The sequence below is a fragment of the Enterococcus sp. AZ095b genome (assembly GCF_051714725.1).
GTDB lineage: Bacteria > Bacillota > Bacilli > Lactobacillales > Enterococcaceae > Enterococcus_B > Enterococcus_B pernyi.
The window spans coordinates 1,889,535-1,907,286 of record NZ_JBIOSL010000001.1; the positions used below are offsets into that span (position 1 = coordinate 1,889,535).

General features: G+C 39.3%; 19 protein-coding genes. All 19 read right to left on the minus strand.

Annotation, left to right across the window (positions count from 1 at the left end; translation table 11 throughout):
- Nucleotides 1-16 precede the first annotated feature (16 nt).
- The gene (locus tag IGJ99_RS09035) at nt 17-421 is read right to left on the minus strand and encodes a MarR family winged helix-turn-helix transcriptional regulator (RefSeq protein WP_019724433.1); all 405 of its coding nucleotides are present in this window, start codon (nt 419-421) and stop codon (nt 17-19) included.
- Nucleotides 422-706: 285 nt separating this feature from the next.
- The gene (locus IGJ99_RS09040; RefSeq protein WP_023519921.1) at nt 707-970 is read right to left on the minus strand and encodes a hypothetical protein; all 264 of its coding nucleotides are present in this window, start codon (nt 968-970) and stop codon (nt 707-709) included.
- Nucleotides 971-1,111: 141 nt separating this feature from the next.
- Nucleotides 1,112-1,600 (minus strand): GAF domain-containing protein, encoded by a 489-nt coding sequence (locus IGJ99_RS09045; protein ID WP_010735077.1) that lies wholly within the window; start codon nt 1,598-1,600, stop codon nt 1,112-1,114.
- An 85-nt stretch (nt 1,601-1,685) separates the two neighbouring features.
- Nucleotides 1,686-2,393 carry an acetolactate decarboxylase gene (budA, locus tag IGJ99_RS09050; RefSeq protein ID WP_010735076.1) on the minus strand — a complete coding sequence of 236 codons (708 nt, stop codon included), beginning with the start codon at nt 2,391-2,393 and terminating at the stop codon, nt 1,686-1,688.
- 12 nt (nt 2,394-2,405) lie between these two features.
- Nucleotides 2,406-4,067, minus strand: a complete 1,662-nt coding sequence (alsS, locus tag IGJ99_RS09055; protein WP_034691788.1) for an acetolactate synthase AlsS — start codon at nt 4,065-4,067, stop codon at nt 2,406-2,408.
- A 309-nt stretch (nt 4,068-4,376) separates the two neighbouring features.
- Nucleotides 4,377-4,928: a GNAT family N-acetyltransferase gene (locus tag IGJ99_RS09060; RefSeq protein ID WP_010735067.1), complete on the minus strand. Its 552-nt coding sequence runs from the start codon at nt 4,926-4,928 to the stop codon at nt 4,377-4,379.
- Nucleotides 4,929-4,979: 51 nt separating this feature from the next.
- A complete protein-coding gene (locus IGJ99_RS09065) occupies nt 4,980-5,096 on the minus strand; it encodes a putative metal homeostasis protein (RefSeq protein ID WP_096081604.1) in 117 nt (38 codons plus the stop codon).
- Nucleotides 5,097-5,131: 35 nt separating this feature from the next.
- Nucleotides 5,132-5,281 carry a 50S ribosomal protein L33 gene (gene rpmG / locus IGJ99_RS09070; protein WP_010735066.1) on the minus strand — a complete coding sequence of 50 codons (150 nt, stop codon included), beginning with the start codon at nt 5,279-5,281 and terminating at the stop codon, nt 5,132-5,134.
- 260 nt (nt 5,282-5,541) lie between these two features.
- Nucleotides 5,542-6,558 carry a family 20 glycosylhydrolase gene (locus IGJ99_RS09075; RefSeq protein ID WP_438770766.1) on the minus strand — a complete coding sequence of 339 codons (1,017 nt, stop codon included), beginning with the start codon at nt 6,556-6,558 and terminating at the stop codon, nt 5,542-5,544.
- A 130-nt stretch (nt 6,559-6,688) separates the two neighbouring features.
- Nucleotides 6,689-8,086, minus strand: a complete 1,398-nt coding sequence (locus tag IGJ99_RS09080) for a M24 family metallopeptidase (protein WP_438770767.1) — start codon at nt 8,084-8,086, stop codon at nt 6,689-6,691.
- Nucleotides 8,083-8,850, minus strand: coding sequence for a DeoR/GlpR family DNA-binding transcription regulator (locus IGJ99_RS09085; protein ID WP_438770768.1), 768 nt, complete (start codon nt 8,848-8,850; stop codon nt 8,083-8,085). The genes IGJ99_RS09080 and IGJ99_RS09085 overlap by 4 nt, the downstream gene beginning before the upstream one ends.
- A 249-nt stretch (nt 8,851-9,099) precedes the next feature.
- Nucleotides 9,100-9,894 carry a phosphonoacetaldehyde hydrolase gene (gene phnX, locus IGJ99_RS09090; protein ID WP_010735062.1) on the minus strand — a complete coding sequence of 265 codons (795 nt, stop codon included), beginning with the start codon at nt 9,892-9,894 and terminating at the stop codon, nt 9,100-9,102.
- Nucleotides 9,887-11,038 (minus strand): 2-aminoethylphosphonate--pyruvate transaminase, encoded by a 1,152-nt coding sequence (gene phnW / locus IGJ99_RS09095; RefSeq protein ID WP_438770769.1) that lies wholly within the window; start codon nt 11,036-11,038, stop codon nt 9,887-9,889. Before phnW ends, phnX begins: the two co-directional genes overlap by 8 nt.
- 10 nt (nt 11,039-11,048) lie before the next feature.
- Nucleotides 11,049-12,047, minus strand: coding sequence for an extracellular solute-binding protein (locus tag IGJ99_RS09100; protein ID WP_062804988.1), 999 nt, complete (start codon nt 12,045-12,047; stop codon nt 11,049-11,051).
- A complete protein-coding gene (locus IGJ99_RS09105; RefSeq protein ID WP_194179817.1) occupies nt 11,974-13,659 on the minus strand; it encodes an ABC transporter permease subunit in 1,686 nt (561 codons plus the stop codon). The genes IGJ99_RS09100 and IGJ99_RS09105 overlap by 74 nt, the downstream gene beginning before the upstream one ends.
- On the minus strand, nt 13,656-14,438 hold the full coding sequence (locus tag IGJ99_RS09110; protein ID WP_438770770.1) for an ABC transporter ATP-binding protein: 783 nt from the start codon (nt 14,436-14,438) through the stop codon (nt 13,656-13,658). Before IGJ99_RS09110 ends, IGJ99_RS09105 begins: the two co-directional genes overlap by 4 nt.
- A gap of 310 nt (nt 14,439-14,748) precedes the next feature.
- Nucleotides 14,749-16,512, minus strand: coding sequence for a 1-deoxy-D-xylulose-5-phosphate synthase (locus IGJ99_RS09115; RefSeq protein WP_096081607.1), 1,764 nt, complete (start codon nt 16,510-16,512; stop codon nt 14,749-14,751).
- 198 nt (nt 16,513-16,710) lie between these two features.
- The gene (locus tag IGJ99_RS09120) at nt 16,711-17,058 is read right to left on the minus strand and encodes a hypothetical protein (protein ID WP_438770771.1); all 348 of its coding nucleotides are present in this window, start codon (nt 17,056-17,058) and stop codon (nt 16,711-16,713) included.
- A gap of 21 nt (nt 17,059-17,079) precedes the next feature.
- Nucleotides 17,080-17,736 carry a hypothetical protein gene (locus tag IGJ99_RS09125; RefSeq protein ID WP_023519941.1) on the minus strand — a complete coding sequence of 219 codons (657 nt, stop codon included), beginning with the start codon at nt 17,734-17,736 and terminating at the stop codon, nt 17,080-17,082.
- Nucleotides 17,737-17,752: the final 16 nt, after the last annotated feature.

A 17,752-nucleotide genomic window follows, 5' to 3' on the forward strand; every position in this document is an offset into this window, starting at 1 on the left:
TTCTTCGTTTTGATTTTTAGTATAATTTATCTAGTAATTTAGTCAGTTGATCGATTTCTTCATCTGATAGCGAAACACACAGGGAGTCATCTGATTCTTGATGATTTTTTTCACACTCGGTCAATTCATTCACTGCTTTATCGGACAAAGAAACGAATACTTCACGATTATTGTTCTCATTTCTTTTTCTGATCACATATCCTTTTTGTTCTAATATCTTTAGATGACGTGAAATAGCTGCCAAATCGATTTTTAAATCGCTCTGTAACTTATTTTGCAAACATTCCCCGTTTTCTTGTAAGAACATCAAGATCTCGTACCTCGTTAAACTAAATCCAGTTTCTTTTTCAAATAAAGCTGTTCCTTCTTGACTGATGATTTTTATCTGATAAAGCAATTGACTTAACTTTCTCAGCTCCATAATGTTGCCTCCTACTATCTTTGACTAATCAATTATTGACTTGTCAATAATATAAATCATTTACTTCCTTTTGTAAAGTAAAAAGAAAAAGAAGCAAGTTAAAAGTTATTTTCCCTTTTAACTTGCCCCTTCTTCAACTGTCTGTATTCGAGTATTCTATTTCTTAACGATTATGTATGAATGTTCAATTGCTTCTATTATGTATGCAAATTAAAGGAAGTCTGATAATTAACAATAGCTTATTCAAATCAGACTTCCTGCTAGGCGATAGGCGTATTCATCACTTTAAGATACCATTGCTTGTGTGTACAGCTTGGTTGGTGACTGAAAGACCTGTTCAACGGGACTCAACTCAAAGATATCTGTATATTTTGCGACAACTTTCCCACATTTCTCTAGAATATCTAAGTGATCTGTACGATCATATTCCTCTACACTCATAATCACACAGTTTTCTAATTTTCCAATTACTTCTCCGACTACTTTATTTTTGATGCCGATTGGATAACATACATATTTTTGTCCTAAAACGATTGTTTCGCTTGTCATAACTCATTCTCCTCTTGGTTCTTTAATATTTTATAAAATGATAATAACATTAAAATTAGATTATGAAAACAAAAATATTCAATAAATTAAAAAAAAGTTGAAAAAAAGTGATCAAACACCTTTTTTCAACTCTTTTTCATTTTATTTCATAACATTTACAGGAAAATCACCTAACAATAACTCAACATATTGTTCCAAAAATTCTTGATCTAAAGCATCGTAGCCCTCGGTCACACCACAATCGATATCAAGTACTCCGATCAATCGACCTTCTTTGATCATAGGTACTACGATTTCAGATTGTGCGGCTGAATCACATGAAATATAATTTTCATGGGTTTTCACATTCGCAACGATCAATGTTTTTTGTTTTTCTGCTGCTTCGCCACAAACACCTTTTCCCATTTTGATACGGGTACATGACACTCTACCTTGGAAAGGGCCTAAAATCAATTCTTGTCCATCATATAAATAATAGCCGGCAAAGACTGTTTGAGGTAATGTTTCATTCAATAATGCAGAGGAATTAGCTAAATTGGCCAACCAGTTGTCTTCTGCTTCTAAAAGTCCTTTTTGTTGGAGTAGCAAAATTTCATAAGCATCTCTTTTTTCTTTTTCTGTCCATAACATCCAAAATCACTCCTTCTATGCCCAAAATTATAGCCTAATTCAAGGAGCAACGCTATGATTTTATTTTTGTTTCTTAATGACTAGATCATTCTGCTTGCTCGATTTCAGCAGCTAGATCTGCATAGTCGATTTCATTTTGGATAAAAGTCGGATCATTCGTCGGAAAATGTTGCACCAAAGATTCCATTTGACTGATTTCTACTGTTCCTTGCGACACAGTAAAATCGAGGATATGCCCTCCAAATGTTTTCTCATCGTCAATAAAATGCAAATGGAAGCCTGCAGCAGCCACCCCTTGAAATAATTCCGGTGTATAAAACCCAACAATTGTCCCTTGAATATCTGATCGATGAAACTCTGGCTGGGATTCTGAGATCTTCGCTAAGCGTCGATATGGTTTTTCTTGTTTTGGCATGATCCGGATATGCATATCTTTAAATAAACCGCTGATCTTGACTGCTAAAAAGAGATTTTTCCCTGCTTCGTCCTTCAGGATTTTTTCTTTTAACGCTTCGCTAGATAGATGTTGGACTGTAAATGAACGGTCCGCTGAAAATGCAGTGATTGCCGCATAAGGAGTGGACTCTTCTCCGGACAAATGGATCAATGCACCATCTGATCTACCTTGATAGGCTTCACCGTCTAAAAATATCACTTCGCCGTCTAACCCATGTAATGTTCCAAGACCTAGTGTACCGTACTTCAAGACCCCCGCAATGGAAGTAGTCCCGTCCATCAGTCCCGCCATTAGCGCACCTAATGTACCATGTTGATATAATACTTTCTCTGTCATCTGAACATCCCCTTAGTAAAATTGGTCTGGTAAGATCGTTTCACCTAATTTTTCATTATCTCGATAATCAATTGGGATATCGATGATGACTGGCCCTTCTGTAGCAAATCCTTCTTCTAAGGCAGATGCCAATTCTTCTGCATTGCTTACTCGCAGACCTTTAGCCCCAAAAGCTTGGGCATATTGAACAAAATCAACTGGACCAAAATCAACCCCTGATGCTCGATCATATTTCATGATTTCTTGAAACTCGACCATATTATAACGACCATCATTCCAAATCAAATGAATGATATTCAATTTTTTACGTACAGCTGTTTCTAAGTCTTGGGCAGAAAATAAGAAGCCACCGTCTCCTGACACAGAGATTACTTGCGTATTTGGACGAACCAGTGCAGCAGAGATCGCCCAAGGAAGTGCGACGCCTAATGTTTGCATGCCATTACTGAATAGCAAATGACGCGCTTCATAACTTCTAAAGTGGCGGGCCATCCAAATGTAATGGCTACCTACATCAACTGTCACAGTCATGTCGTCCGTTACTTTCGATTGCAGTGTATTAATTACTTCTAACGGATGTAAGATCCCGTCTTCACTACTGGTTTCACAAATATCTCGTGCCTTCAACTTTTCTTGCAACGTATTTAAATATTCTTGCGCATCTGCCGATACTTGTGTTTCTTCTAATGACTCTGTCAGTAAATCTAATGTTGCAGAAATGTCCCCGATTAGTTCACGTTCTGGTTGCATGTAACTGTCGATTTCAGCTGGTGTTTCATCAATGACGATGATTCTAGCATCTTTTTCAGCATTCCAGTTTCTCGCTTCATATTCGATTGGATCATAGCCAATTGCAATCACTAAATCACTCCGTTTTAACAGCATATCTCCTGGTTGATTGCGGAATAGACCTACTCGACCAAAAAAGTGGTCTTCTAATTGACGAGAAATCACACCAGCTGCTTGGAAAGTTTCTACCACAGGCAATCCTGTTTTTTCAACAAGTTGGCGAATGGCTGCTGTTTCATCTTTACTAGATCCACGCATTCCAACTAACAATACAGGTAACTTCGCTTCACGAATCCGTTCAACCAGATAGTCGATATCTCCTGAAGATGCTGAGCCTAATTTAGGATCTTGTAATGGTTTGATGACCTCACTTTTGACTGGTGCATCCACCACATCTTGAGGGATACTGATAAAACTAGCGCCTTTTTTCGAACTCTTTGCCATTCGATAGGCATTAGCGATAATTTCTGAAATTGTTTCAGGATCTTGGATCTCTGCACTATATTTTGTGATTGGTTCAAACAACGCAGCATTGTTCATGCTTTGATGTGTTAATTTTAATAAATCACTTCGTTTTACTTGCCCTGCGATTGCCAACACGGGATCACCTTCTGCTGTTGCTGTGACTAGTCCGGTTGCTAGATTACTCGCACCTGGCCCACTTGTCGCAATCACCACACCTGGTTCTCCCGTAATACGACCAATTGCTTGCGCCATAAAGGCAGCATTTTGCTCATGACGCGTCACGATCAACTCTGGACCATGATCTTCTAATTCATTGAATACTCCATCGATTTTCGCTCCTGGAATACCGAATACGTAATCAACTTGATGATTGATTAAACTTTCTACTACAGTTGTTGAACCTTGTTTTTCTTTAATCATTTCTTCTGATACAGTTTCGTCACCTTGTTTTTCTTTAATTACTTCTTCTGATACAGTTTCGTCACCTTGTTTTTCTTTAATTACTTCTTCTGATACAGTTCCTACACCTTGTTTTTCCTTAAACAACATGAGACACCTTCCTTTTTAAAGCTACTTACATGATCATTACATTATAAATAGAAATAATATTAATACAGATATTCATACCTGTTTCATCTATTAGTCTAGCACTTAATGAGTCATTTGTGTAGTAAGAAGCAAAAAAAAAAAACATACATTTTTGTCACATGGACAAAATGTACATCTTTTTTATTGATTTTGATATTTTTTCCCTAGAATGATCAGGTCATTTTCTTGATTGCCCATATTGGCAACTTTTGGCAAATGTCCCCAAACGGCATATCCATTTTTGAGAAATAACTTTTTACTTGCCTGATTCATATCAAAAACAAATGCAAGCACTGTCTGGATTTTTAAACGATGCAGTTGAGTTTCCACAAAGGCAAGTGCGGCCTTACCTAAATGATGACCACGTGTCACTGGGTCTAGATAAATACTGATTTCCGCTGTCTGTTGATACGCAGGCCGACCATAAAAATCACTAAGGCTGATCCAACCGACGATATGATCGCCATGACGCATTACCCAAAGCGGTCTAGAATCAGCATGATGCGCCTCAAACCAAGGGACCCTCGAGTCAACCGTTATCGGTTCTAGGTCCGCTGTTGCTTGCTTCGATGCGATAGACTGATTATAAATGTCCACAATTCGCGGTAGATCCTTGATCGTTGCATAGGTATACTTGATATCGATTGATTTCGCCCCCTTTATTTTTGAATAGTATAACACGTTTTTTATCATCGTTATACAGCAAAAAAAAGAGTTGTATCGAAACCAATGATATTACTACTATTAGTGTTTATTCTTCAATCTTTTTGATTGTTGGATGAGTTTGAGCGCACGTTTTCGTGTTTTGATATTCGGGCTGTTCAATCGTCTATATGCGCTTGAAAGGTCTTGCTTCTCCATTTTATCCCCCCATTTTCTAGAACATTCATTTCACCTTATTTTACTTCTGTAAATAGCATTTTCTTTCTTAACTTTGGCGAATATTTCTTTAACGTTAATCGTTCCGGTGTATTTCTTTTGTTTTTACTCGTCAGATAGATTCGTTCACCCGTTTCTTTGCATTCTAATGTAATGTTTTGGCGCATGTTTTCTCCTTCTCTCACTCTTTTTTAGCAATTCAATCGTTGCCCTATTTTCAGCTTCGATCAAACCACTCAAATTTTAAATAGTAATGATTACGATTTATAAAATATAATATACGCTAGTAGCGAATTACTGTCAATAAAAAAACGAATGAAAATAACTTCAAATGAATGGATACTCATTTTAAACAATTAAAAATAACAAAAAACTGATTTTCAACAGGCAACTACGTACGCCATCGAATGACAGTTTTTTGTCTTTACTATTGTTTTACAGTTGTTTCTAGTAGTTCAAACAGATCGGCTAGTACAAACTCTGCTTGTGGCTCATCTGCCCAAATACCAACCATACTACCCATCACTGGTAATTCGGTATTGCTGACTACAGTGGATGTCGAAATTGTCGCTAGTGCGTTTTTTGCTGTATCAAAGGAGTAATGTCCTTGTTCACTTGTTTTTCGACCGATGACCCAATACCAGTGATCGTTCGTATTCACTACTTGATGCCCTTGATCAAGTAAAAATTCGGCAGAACTGACGTGATAGTTGTCCCACCCTGCTGTCCAATAGGCAATCACTAAGTCTTGATCGAATCGACCAAATTGTTCTTTTTCCTCGTAGTAGATGCCGTCGTTAAATACGATCGGAATCATCCCATAGGTTTTGACCAGTTCAGCCAATTGATTGGTATAAGTGACAAAATCGCGATACTTCCCAGACTGCTGGAGTCCTCGCCATCCGCCATCAGTTAAATCATTGGCACATTCATCGCAACCTATATTGAAGGAATTAGTGATCGTTGAGAAGTAGCTCACATATTTTTCAAGTAGTGCTTTGGTGAAAGCGACCGCTTCTTGATTATCCAAATCAAGTGTTCGAATCGACGTTTGATAACAAGGGTGTTCGATGCCTAATTGTTGCATTCCTGTTAGAATCGCGTCCATATGGCCAGGGGTATTGATAAGCGGGATCACTTCCATGTTTTCTGCCTTAGCCACACTAGCTAACTCTGCCATTTCTGTTTCCGTCAAATAAGTACCATTAGGATCCTCATAGTACTGTTTTGTTCCTGCAATCAATGCTTCTTTGACTGATTGACTGGAATAAGTTTTCCCTTTGACAGTCAGCGTCATGTCATCCAGTAAAAAGCGTAATCCGTTATTTCCCAGCGCAAAAGAAATCGCCGTGTATCGACATTGACTTGCTTTTTTTATGTTCTGGATCAATTGTTCTTTCGAAAAATATTTACGGCCATTATCAATCAATAAAACCTTTTTCATCTTTACCTCCACAAAAAGAAATCGTTTACATATTATACAATAAAGGAGGCCCAACGAAAATACTCTTTTGCACTTAAATAAAAAAATCCCCTCTCAACCAGATTACTCGATCGTTAAGAAGGGAGGTTGCTTATTCAACTGAATCTACACAGAATGCCTTTTCTTTGGCTAAAAAGAACGGACGAAGATAGCCGACAGTGTTTGATAAAGGCAGCAATTCTTCACTTAAATGAATCTTCAAGACATCCGCTAAATATTGCTTACGTCTAACGATCCGCTCCCACATGTCTGGATATTGCTCTTTCAGTTCATTTCTCAATCCTTCATCTGCTAGTGCCACACATTCTTCTGCACTTACTCCAGTATATCCTGATACAGAAGGAATAATATCTAACTGGAAGATCATACCACTCTTGATGATTTCTTGCGAACCAAAATAAATGGGCGAGGCTAACCATTCTTCATCCGCCGTCAAGTGTCCTGGATTCAAATGCCAGTGATAGGTCACTTGTGGCAAGACTGTTTCAATCAATTGATAGAGATCAGCCCCTTTCATTCCGATATGGATAGCTTCTAGCCAGCTGACGATAGCTGCATAATAAGGTTTTGCTACTCGATCCAGATAATCGGCTTGTTCTACTGGCAGTTGAGCTTCTTCTTCGATCACAAATCCTGTACGACTGGATAAGCCACCTTTGAAGCCTGTCGTCAATGACAGCGGATCACCGAATTGGATCGTTTTTGCTGTCGGATAAAGATTCGCAAATTCAAAACGGCGTCCAGTTGCAGCAATCGTGATCACTGTATTCGCTTGTCCTTGTCCGTGCAACAACTCTCCGATCTCGGATTCTTTCACACCAAGCTCAATGGCATCTAATGCACGTAGCATGCAAGACGAAGCAAGATTTGCCCCATATTCGTAGTGTGCGATTTCATTTGCATTGTTCGTGACACGCGCCCCTTCCTCACCAATCAATAGATGAGTGCCATTGACGATAGCAGTTTCCGCAGTGATTGCTTGTTTTAGCGCATCTACGATAAAGAATGGTACATCGAACAATTGGCTATTGTTTTGTGTCATAGACGTAAACAACTTCCAACCGACTAACCCGATTTTCTTTCTATCTGCCACCTTTAATGATGCAAAAATAGCTGACAGGTTTTGTTCATGGTCCATTGGTTGATTCGGTAAAGAAAATGCTGGATAATGGATCAAATCCGCAGTGATCCGCGCATGGGCATTCATTTTTAGATTCTCATTCCCAAGAATCATCGTGAATTTGCCCGATTGATCTAACACCAATAATCCTTCTTCAAATCGCGGAATAAAGCCTGTAAAATATTCAAAATTACCACCATGCTCTTTATCTGCATATATCACCAACAGATCTATCGCTTCGTCTTTCATGCGTTCGATCGTTTTGTTGATCCGTTCGGTGATCGTGTCCTCCGTCAAAAAGACAGGGGGAACATCTGGAAAAATCGCTGGTTTTGGTATAGTTGTTAACTGGATGTTTTCTTTTTTCATTCATTCTTCCTCGCTTCTATGAGTTCTACATGGTTCTGAATCAGTGCTTTGGCTAATGCTTTTGGAGGCTTTTGATCCGTGATCAAATAATCAATCGCTGATAAGTCGCTGACTTTATAAAAACCAGTTTTATCTAGTTTGGTATGATCCGCTAGCGCGATCACCCTACGTCCTTGTTGGATCATCTGACGTTTCACTAAGCCTTCTTCCTCTGTATGGATGAACAGTCCTTCGCTTGTCAACGCAAATACTCCAAGTAGTGTGTAGTCTGCTTGATAATTTTTCAACTGTTCCACTGTTTCCGTTCCAAATAAAAACAACTGTTCTTTGTGTAATCTACCAGGTAATAAGGAAATAGCTGTTTTCGGATGATGGGCTAGTAATAAAGCGTGAGATAAAGAATTGGTGACCGCATGGATTTTTTTGTCCGGCAGTTCTCTAATCACTGCTTCCACTGTGGTCGAAGAATCAAAGATGATCGAGGAAGGATCTGCCATTATTTCAAGCGCCTGCTCAGCCATTTGTTTTTTCACATCATTTAGGATCGTTGACCGTTGCTCATAATCAAAGATCGTTGCTTCTTTTTGAATCGCTAAAGCACCGCCATGGGTCCGTTTGATTTGGCGCTGTTTTGCTAACTGGATCAAGTCCCGACGAATCGTATCTTTAGACACATCTAAGCGATCTGCTAAATCTTCGATCGAAGCACTTTTTTCTTGATCAATCATTGTTTTAATACGTTGGATGCGTTCTTCCTTCAACATGACCGCTCACTCCTTTCATCTAAGATACGCTATTTTGCATTATTTTGCAATATTTTGCTGTTTTTTTCGTAAAATAAGTGGGCCACTAATTCTTTACCACCTAAAACCGAATAAATGGCAGGAACAGAAGTAACCTCTTCGAAAAAAATAAGGCGCCAGCCACAAAAATTGGAAGAACAATTTTCGCGGCTAGCGCCTTATTTTTCAAGGCTAAACATTTCGGTCTCGACCTCTTGATGGTTTATTGATTCAATTCATAACAGCTTGCTTCTCTTCAATTGTTTCAATGAGTCTTGGCAAATCAGAAAACCGATCGATCACATAATCTGCGCCAGCTTCTAAAAATTCTTGCCGCACCCGCTCAAAAAGTTTCTCTTTTTCAGTAGACGATAATTGCTGATACGTGTCAAAGGAATAACCAGCTTGTGAACTTCCTTCAATTACGCCCACAGAAAGAACTCCTGCATTCTTCCCTTCGAGTATATCAGAGATCGTATCTCCTAGTTTTAACACTTCTTGTCTATTTTCCTGTTTAAAATAATTCAAGTTCGTTAATAACATCTCTGGAGAGGGACGCCCTTTGCCGTCTACTTCATCTGGTGTGACGATGTGATCTGGCTGATACCCTTGTTCTTTCGCCTTCGCAACAACGATTGCCATCATTTCACTCGTATAACCAGTCGTACTGCCGATTTTGGTTCCTCGCTTACGTAAAGTTGCGACGGTGTCAAGTACACCCGATTTCACTTCTGCATGATTTGCCAATTGCTGGAATAATACTTCTTCAAATGTTTCATAGATTGCCTCGATATCAGTAGTTTCAGGCTGACGTCCGTGAGTTTCTAACCAACTTTCAGCAATACGAGGCATTTCTAGCATCATTTGGATATGCTCGATTTTTTTCATTCCCATCGGCTCTCTGATTTCTCGTTCAGTCACAGTGATCCCTTGATGTTTGAATGCTTCGCGAAACGCCGACACCGGTGCCATACAACCAAAATCGACTGCTGTTCCTGCCCAATCTAAGATGACCACATTAATCATTTTTTCGCTCCTCCATATATTGCTGGATCAACCCAGCTACTTTTTCGATATCTTCCAGATAGATTTCACCAATATTCCCAATCCGGAAGCAATCAGTATCACTGATTTTCCCAGGATAGATCGCGTAGCCATGTGCTTTTAAATAGTCATAAAATGCTTGGAATTCGAATTGGATGTTCTCAGGATATTTGAATGACGTGATGAAAGGTCCCTGATTCTCACTAACATAGGCTTCAAACCCAATTTCTGCCATTCGTTCACGCAAACGCTCATTGTTCATCTGATATCTGTCATAGCGAGCATCGATACCACCTTCTTCCGCCAACTCTTCTAGCGCTTGCCAAAATGCGAGAACAGTATGGGTTGGTGAAGTGAAACGCCATTTCCCGTCTACATCCATCACACGAAATTGATCATACAGATCCATACTCAACGTGCGTGCTTGTCCGGCACTTTTTTTTAATAGCTCTTTTTGACAAATCACAAAACCAAATCCAGGTACTCCTTGGATACATTTATTTGCACTTGAAACTAGAAAATCGATTCCTAACGCGCCAACAGGGATCGGAATGCCGCCAAAGCTTGACATCGCATCGACGATAAAACATAATTTGTGTTTCTTTGTCACTGCTGAAATCTCTTCTAAAGGATTCAAAATACCAGAAGTCGTTTCACTGTGGATCATTGCAAGTGCAGTAATACCAGGATGCAACGCTAATAGTTCCTCGATTTTTTCAGCTTGTGGTGTTTCATTTTCAGCCACTTGATAAATCACATGATCAATGCCATGGTATTGAGCCATTTGCACCATCCGTTCGCCATAAGCACCATTTGTACAGATCAGTAAACGATCGGTCGCGCCAACAACTGAACTTAACACAGATTCAACTGCAAAGCTGCCACTTCCTTGCATCAAAATAGCTGTATAAGCCTCATTGGAGACACCAGCAAGATCAAGCAATCGTTGTCGAATCGCCTGAGTGATGACTTTAAAATCATCATCCCATGTACAATGATCGACAAGCATTGCTTCTTTCACTGTACGACTCGTGGTCAGAGGACCTGGTGTCAGTAATTTATAATTGATTTTACTGTGATTGATTTCTTTTTCATAATGTTCGATCACCTTTGTTTTTCCACTCATTTTCTTTCTCCTATTCAACTAGACTGGCATGTTTTTTTAGCAGATCTGGGGTTAATGCTTCCGGGAAAACTTTTTGATTTTTGGCGGTTTCAACCCCCGCTAGATCATCTGTTTCATAAAGTTTACTTGGGTAGAATTGTAATAAATCTGCCCGACCTTCTTTAAGGATCACATTCAACATTTCTTCGGCTAAAGGATTCGTCGCTTCTCCTTTATCGATCACCGCGAGTGATTCTGTTAAAGCATATGTTCCTTCACTTGGTTCCACAAAATCGATCGGCAATCCTTCTTTTTTATCTTTGATTGCTTGATGACGTAACCCAAAACCCAACGCCAATTCACCGACGCGGACTTTTTTCAACGGACCCGAACCAGACGCTTCAATATGGTCGCCTGCATTGTCATAAATATCGGCTAAAATCGCTTGTGCTTTTGTCTCTCCATATTGATCAATCAATCCTTGGAACAATAACCAAGCTGTTGAGGAATGGTTGATATCAGAAATCGCTAGTTGTCCTTCATAGATCGGATCAGCTAAATCAGCTAAACTTGTCGGTACAGGCAAGTCTGCTTCTTCCATTGCTTGAGTATTGTAGAAAATGACCCCTTCTTGTGTCGTCATCGGTGCTTGGTAATTTGGCAGATCATCGATTGGTTGGACTTCTAATGCCAATTCTTTGAATATCGGTTCATTTTCTTGGACACCATCCAAATAGAACGTGCTCATTGTCACTAGATCCGCTTCAATATCTGTGCCTTCTGCCCAGAGTTTACCGCTCAATTCCGAAGTACCGAAGGATTGTAGCAAGTATTGGTTTTCAAATCCATTCGAATCAAGAACATCTTTGATGATTTGAACCGGCTCTTCATCTGCATTCGTGTATATTATGACTTTTTCTTCGTTACCGTTGGCATTCTCACTTGCGTTTGACGTACTACACGCCCCTAAAATTCCTAAAGCGCTGGCGAAAGACAGATAAATGAACCCTTTTTTGACTAATTTTTTCATTTGCTTCAAATCTCCTCATGATAGATTGCGCAAGTATTCTTGCGGTTAGATTGATCAACAATAATAAGATGGATAGGATAAAGATCTCAGTGAATCTGCCGAAATGTTGTAATTCTTTGATTTTGGTCGTGATCACCATCGTTCGGGCACTTGTCAAAAACACCACTGCACTGATCGTAACCATCGAATTTGTAAAATAGTAACAAGCCATTTCCACGATCGTCCGCTTTGAATTTGGAAGAATGATCCGAACCACTGTATCAAGCCAACTATCCCCCATCATCTTCGCTGTGTTTTCCCAGTTGGGATTCATTTTTAATAAGGCACTTTTCGCTAACTGATAAGGGGTTGCAAAATAATGCACCATGTTGGCAATCACCAAAATACTGATCGTACTTTGAAGAGTTGTTCCGCTAAACACCAGCAAATAGGCAATCCCTAAAACCATTCCTGGAATCGAATTCGTGACAGAAGCAAGACTATCGATCATTTTCAGGATCACGTTTTGTTTTGCGGATCTAGCGGTAAAAATGGCTGCCAAATAAGCAATAACTGTTCCAAACAACGCTGTCCATAAGGCAACGAATATCCCTGTATTCAACGTTCTTCTTAAATCAGACGTTTGTAGGAACGCTTCGATATGACGTGTAGTAAAAGTCATATCAAAGGGCCACCCTTCTACAAAAGGAAGAAGAAACATCACGAGGAAGACTCCTAAAATAAATAAACCACCAACTGTCAGTCCTACGCCAAAGAATAAATCTCTGACAGGGTTGCTTTTTACTGACGTATTTGTCCCGGGGGTTGCATGATCATTTTTTTGGATCTTACGCAAAAACAGAATGCTAACGATCGAAGGAACTAACATGATCAATGCAATGACGGCTCCTCGATTAAAGTCTGGGATCGAACCCATAAAGTACTCATACAATAAAGTCGTGATAAACGGTTCTCGCCCCCCCACCGCTACAGGTATACCAAAATCCGTAAAACTCATGAAAAAGGCTTGGACGAAAGCAACTCCAAATGTTTTGCCCAAAGGTTGCAGGATTGTGATTTTCAATCCTCTAAAAAATCCGTCTCCCATCAATCTCGACACCGTCAAATAGCGTTTATCCAAATAATTCATGGCGTCATTCATCAATAAGAAAGTCACTGGGATCGTATAGATCAGTAATCCTAAGATCACACCTGATTTTCCATAGATCGAAAACAATTCTTGACCGACTAGACGTGTCCACAATCCTTGACGGCCAAAAGAATAGATCAACACAAACCCGTATGTGATGGTCGGTAATAACATTGGCAACATAAAGCATTTCTCAATCATCCACTTGAACCCCTTAGGTAGATTCGTAAAATGCATCCCGTAAGCAAACCAGAAGCCAAGAAAGGTGGCAAAAAGTGCTGTGAGCCCAGCAATGAGCAAACTATTACTTAACGCATTTAGCCAATCGAAGTTCCTTGCTAGTTCCCTGAACAACTCAAAGGAAAATCCGCCTTCAACAGTCAACGCTTCTTTCAAAACATTCGCTAAGGGATAAAACAATACGAGGACAAAACCAAACAAGATGAACGCTGGCAGTAGTGCTTCTATTTTCATCTTTCTCATGAGAAGCGAACCACTTTTTCATGAACTACGCCGGTTGCTTGAGTAAAGATCCGTTCAATATTACGTCGTTTGATTTTTAGCTGATCGACAATAAATGCCTGTACAAAGGGTTCCATCGTATTCGTCACGATTTCTTTTGGTGTACTGTATTGTGCGATTCGACCATCTTTCAAAACCATGATTTTATCAGAAAGGGTCAATGCCTCTTCTGGATCATGCGTAACGATGATCGTCGTTAAGTTCAGTTTTTTAGCAATCAATTGGATACGTTCTTTGATCGATTCTTTGATGACACCGTCCAATGCACTTAAGGGCTCATCAAGTAACAATACTTGGGGTTTCATCACCAGAGTCCGACCTAATGCCACCCGTTGTTTTTGCCCGCCAGATAGTTGGTGGATGCGTTTATCCAAATGATCATTCAAATCCAATAGATCGATCAATTCTTGCAATTCTTCTTTGGAAGTGATATTTTTTTGTTTTCGCAACCCGTACACCAAGTTTTCATAGGCACTTAGGTTAGGGAATAAAGCATAGTCCTGAAAGACAACATTAAATGGTCGTTTTTCCATGACCTGTTTTGTGATATCTTCGCCATCATAAAGTAGTTGACCATTTGTTGGTTGCTCCAATCCAAGGATGATATTCAATAAAGTTGTTTTTCCTGAACCCGAAGCACCGAGTATCGAAACGATCTCACCTTTAGCGATCGATACATTGATTTCTTTTAAAACTTCATGATGATTAAACGTCTTACTAATACCATCTAGCTTTAACATGCGTTCACTCCTTTGTTCTTTCTATACTGCTAATTGTAGAAAATCACTTTTTACTTCTGATTAACTTTAAGTAAATTATTTGTAGGAATATATATTTTTTGTGTAAATTTTCTAATCATTTTCAGATAAGTATTTCTATAAAAAAACAGTGGCTTGCTTCAATGCGCTATCCTCAGCATTGAAAGCAGACCACTGTTTCAGTGATTACTTGTTAGATCATTTTATTTATCTATTTGATGTAAATTTGGTTCAAGTGTAAGCTCGCTTCGTTCCAAATCGTTCTCCGGAAATAAGCACTTCTTCGACTTGATTATCGTTGCTCGGCAAGTGTTTCTTTAATATTTTTCACGATATTCTCTACTGTCAGCCCATTTTCCGCTAATAGTTCTGATGCTTCATAGCGATCATGAAAAGCTTTATCTAAGCCGTAAGTTTGTACACGAATCGTTGCATCTCCTAAATAGCCAGCGACCATTTGACCGTAGCCACCTTCCAAGAGACCATCTTCAAGTGTTACTACTATATCGTGCGTATCTTTAAGTTCATCCAGTAATTCAGTATCTAAACCAGAGATGAACGCTGGATTGATCACCGTAGCAGTTAGTTGGAGATGTTTCTTCAATTCAACAGCGACTTCTTCTGCCAAACCATAAAAATTACCTACACCAATGATTGCTACTTTTTCGCCTTTTTGGATGACTTTGTTCTTATATAACTGACTGTAATCTGTTCGATCTACTTTACCATAAGAAGTGATTGGGCCGACTGGTACGCGGATTGCCACTAATCGATCCGTTTGATCGATCGACCATTCAAGCATCGCTAAGTATTCTTCTTTAGTTGTCGGTGCTAAGTAGACTAGATTTGGGATATGACTCAAAAATGGAATATCAAAGATCCCTAAATGACTTTCATCATTCATTCCGTTTACAGAAGCAAGTGTCACGAGGATCGTACCTGATAAACGATTCAACGCTAAGTCATGAGAAATTTGATCGTAACTTCTTTGTAAAAATGGTGAATGGACTGCCCATACAGGTTTTACCCCGCCTTTAGCTAAACCAGCAGTCATCGTCGCCGCATGTTCTTCGGCAATCCCTACATCAACAAATTGTGCGCCAACTTGTTGACGTTGTTCCGGTGTAAATAAAATCATCGGTGTGCCTGCATTTACTGCCACAACTGTTGGATCATCCGCCATTTTGCGCAATAAGAAGTCTGTTGTTAGACCGCTATAGGTTTCTGCTCCTTTCGATCGCAGATACTCACCTGTTTCGAGACTAAACGGTCCACCCGCATGGAACTTTTCGCGATTTTCTTCTGCAAAGGAGAAACCTTTTCCTTTGACGGTATGGATATGCAACACAACTGGCTCTTTTTGATCTTTTACTTCTTCGAATAACTCGATCAAAGCAGCTAAATCATTACCTGCGTCAAGATAGCGATAATCAAGTCCTAATGCTTTAAAGAAATTGTTCGTGGCCTGACCATTCGTTTCCCTTAGCTCTTTGAGATTTTTGTAAAGTCCTCCATGATTTTCTGCGATCGACTGGTCATTATCATTGACGATAATGATCGTATTGGTGCCTAGTTCAGAAATATTATTCAAACCTTCATAGGCTAAACCTCCCGATAAAGACCCATCGCCAATCACTACAACGACATTATTTTTTTCGTTTTTTAAATCTCTCGCCTTAGCTAAACCATTTGCTAAAGACAATGAAGTCGATGTATGTCCGATCGTAAAGAGATCATGTTCACTCTCTAATGGGTTCGTGTAACCTGAGACTTCCTGATAATGTGCTTGGTCCAAAAACGCTTGCGCTCTTCCTGTCAACATTTTATGCACATAGGTTTGGTGTGAGACATCAAAAACAAATTGATCTTTTGGTGAATCGAACACATAATGTAGCGCTACCGTCATTTCAACAACGCCTAGATTGGGGCCATTATGTCCACCATATTGGCTGATTTTTTGCAATAACGCGGCACGTGCTTCCTCTACCACTTGTTGAAGCTCTTCTTGCTTCAATTTCTTTAGATCTTGAGGACCTTTTATTTGTTTTAATAACATGAATTTCCCTCCTTTATTTCTGCTTAATCATACACCTTGAACCGAACTCTAAGTCAAGTGATTTTTTTAACAAATAATTCTGATTTGCGAAAATGTTGAACCTGCTGTTATAAAGCTATTTTTTATAAAAAAAAAAAACCGTAGATCCTTCAATCTACGGTTTTTATTTATTTATTCGATGAATAGTTCACAATGATTTTACCCATTTTTTTTTGGATTTCGTCGCTTGTCACGAATAATTTGATAACTAACAAGAACGATCAAAATCAAAATCACACCTGTCAAAACGTACAATACTTGTATTTGTTCTCCCAATGGTGGTAAAACGTTCTTTTTAGGCGGTGCGCTTGGTGTCACTGATTCTTTCGGATCATCGGTGTTCGGCTTTGTGGGGCTTGTTTCTTGTGTCGAATTTGAATCAAACTCTAGTTCTCCAGTGACTTCAATGGTATTAGAACTAGCTTCTATGTGCGTTTGTGGCAATCCAACGATCAATAGACTTAAAGCCATGAACAAACAAAGAATTGTTTGTTTTTTTTGTTTCATCCAATCACCTCACGATTTGAACTATGGATAAGGATCTCCAGCTTCATCTAGCGCTTCAATATTCAATGTCAACGTACTTGCAATTGAGATTGATCCTTTATCCGTTGGAAAATCAAGAACATCAGTATCAACATCCCCTTCAAAAGTAAACGTCGCTGTGCTTGCTCCTGTTAAATCACCAGGACGTGCATTCGGTGAAGCTAAAGTCATAAAGTCTTGTGATAAGGTTGAATTCACCGAACCATTTTCAATCAAAAGATTGCTGTCTCCTAAACTACCAACCAATGTTAACCGATCGATTGCTGAGATATCACCAGATGAAACTGCGTAATTTCCTAGAGTGATTTTTACTGGACGACCTGAATGATTGGTGATCGTATGCTCTCCACCTAGAATTGTCTTATAGTCTTCTGGTTCAGTGAAGAAGACCGCTTTTAAAGGTAACGTCACATTCAACCATTTATCTGGATTTCCTGGTTCTGGCGCTTCCGGATCTGTGTTATCAAAACCTATAGTTCCATCGATCGCCACATCTGCAGTCTTATCGATCGATCCACCTAATGAATTATCGATCGTTTGATCATCTCCGTTGATGACAATATCAGCTTGAACACTTGCCCCTGCTGCTAAAATCGTGCCGAACATCAAACCTGTTGCTAGAATATTTTTTGCTTTCATTTTGTTTTCTCCTTTA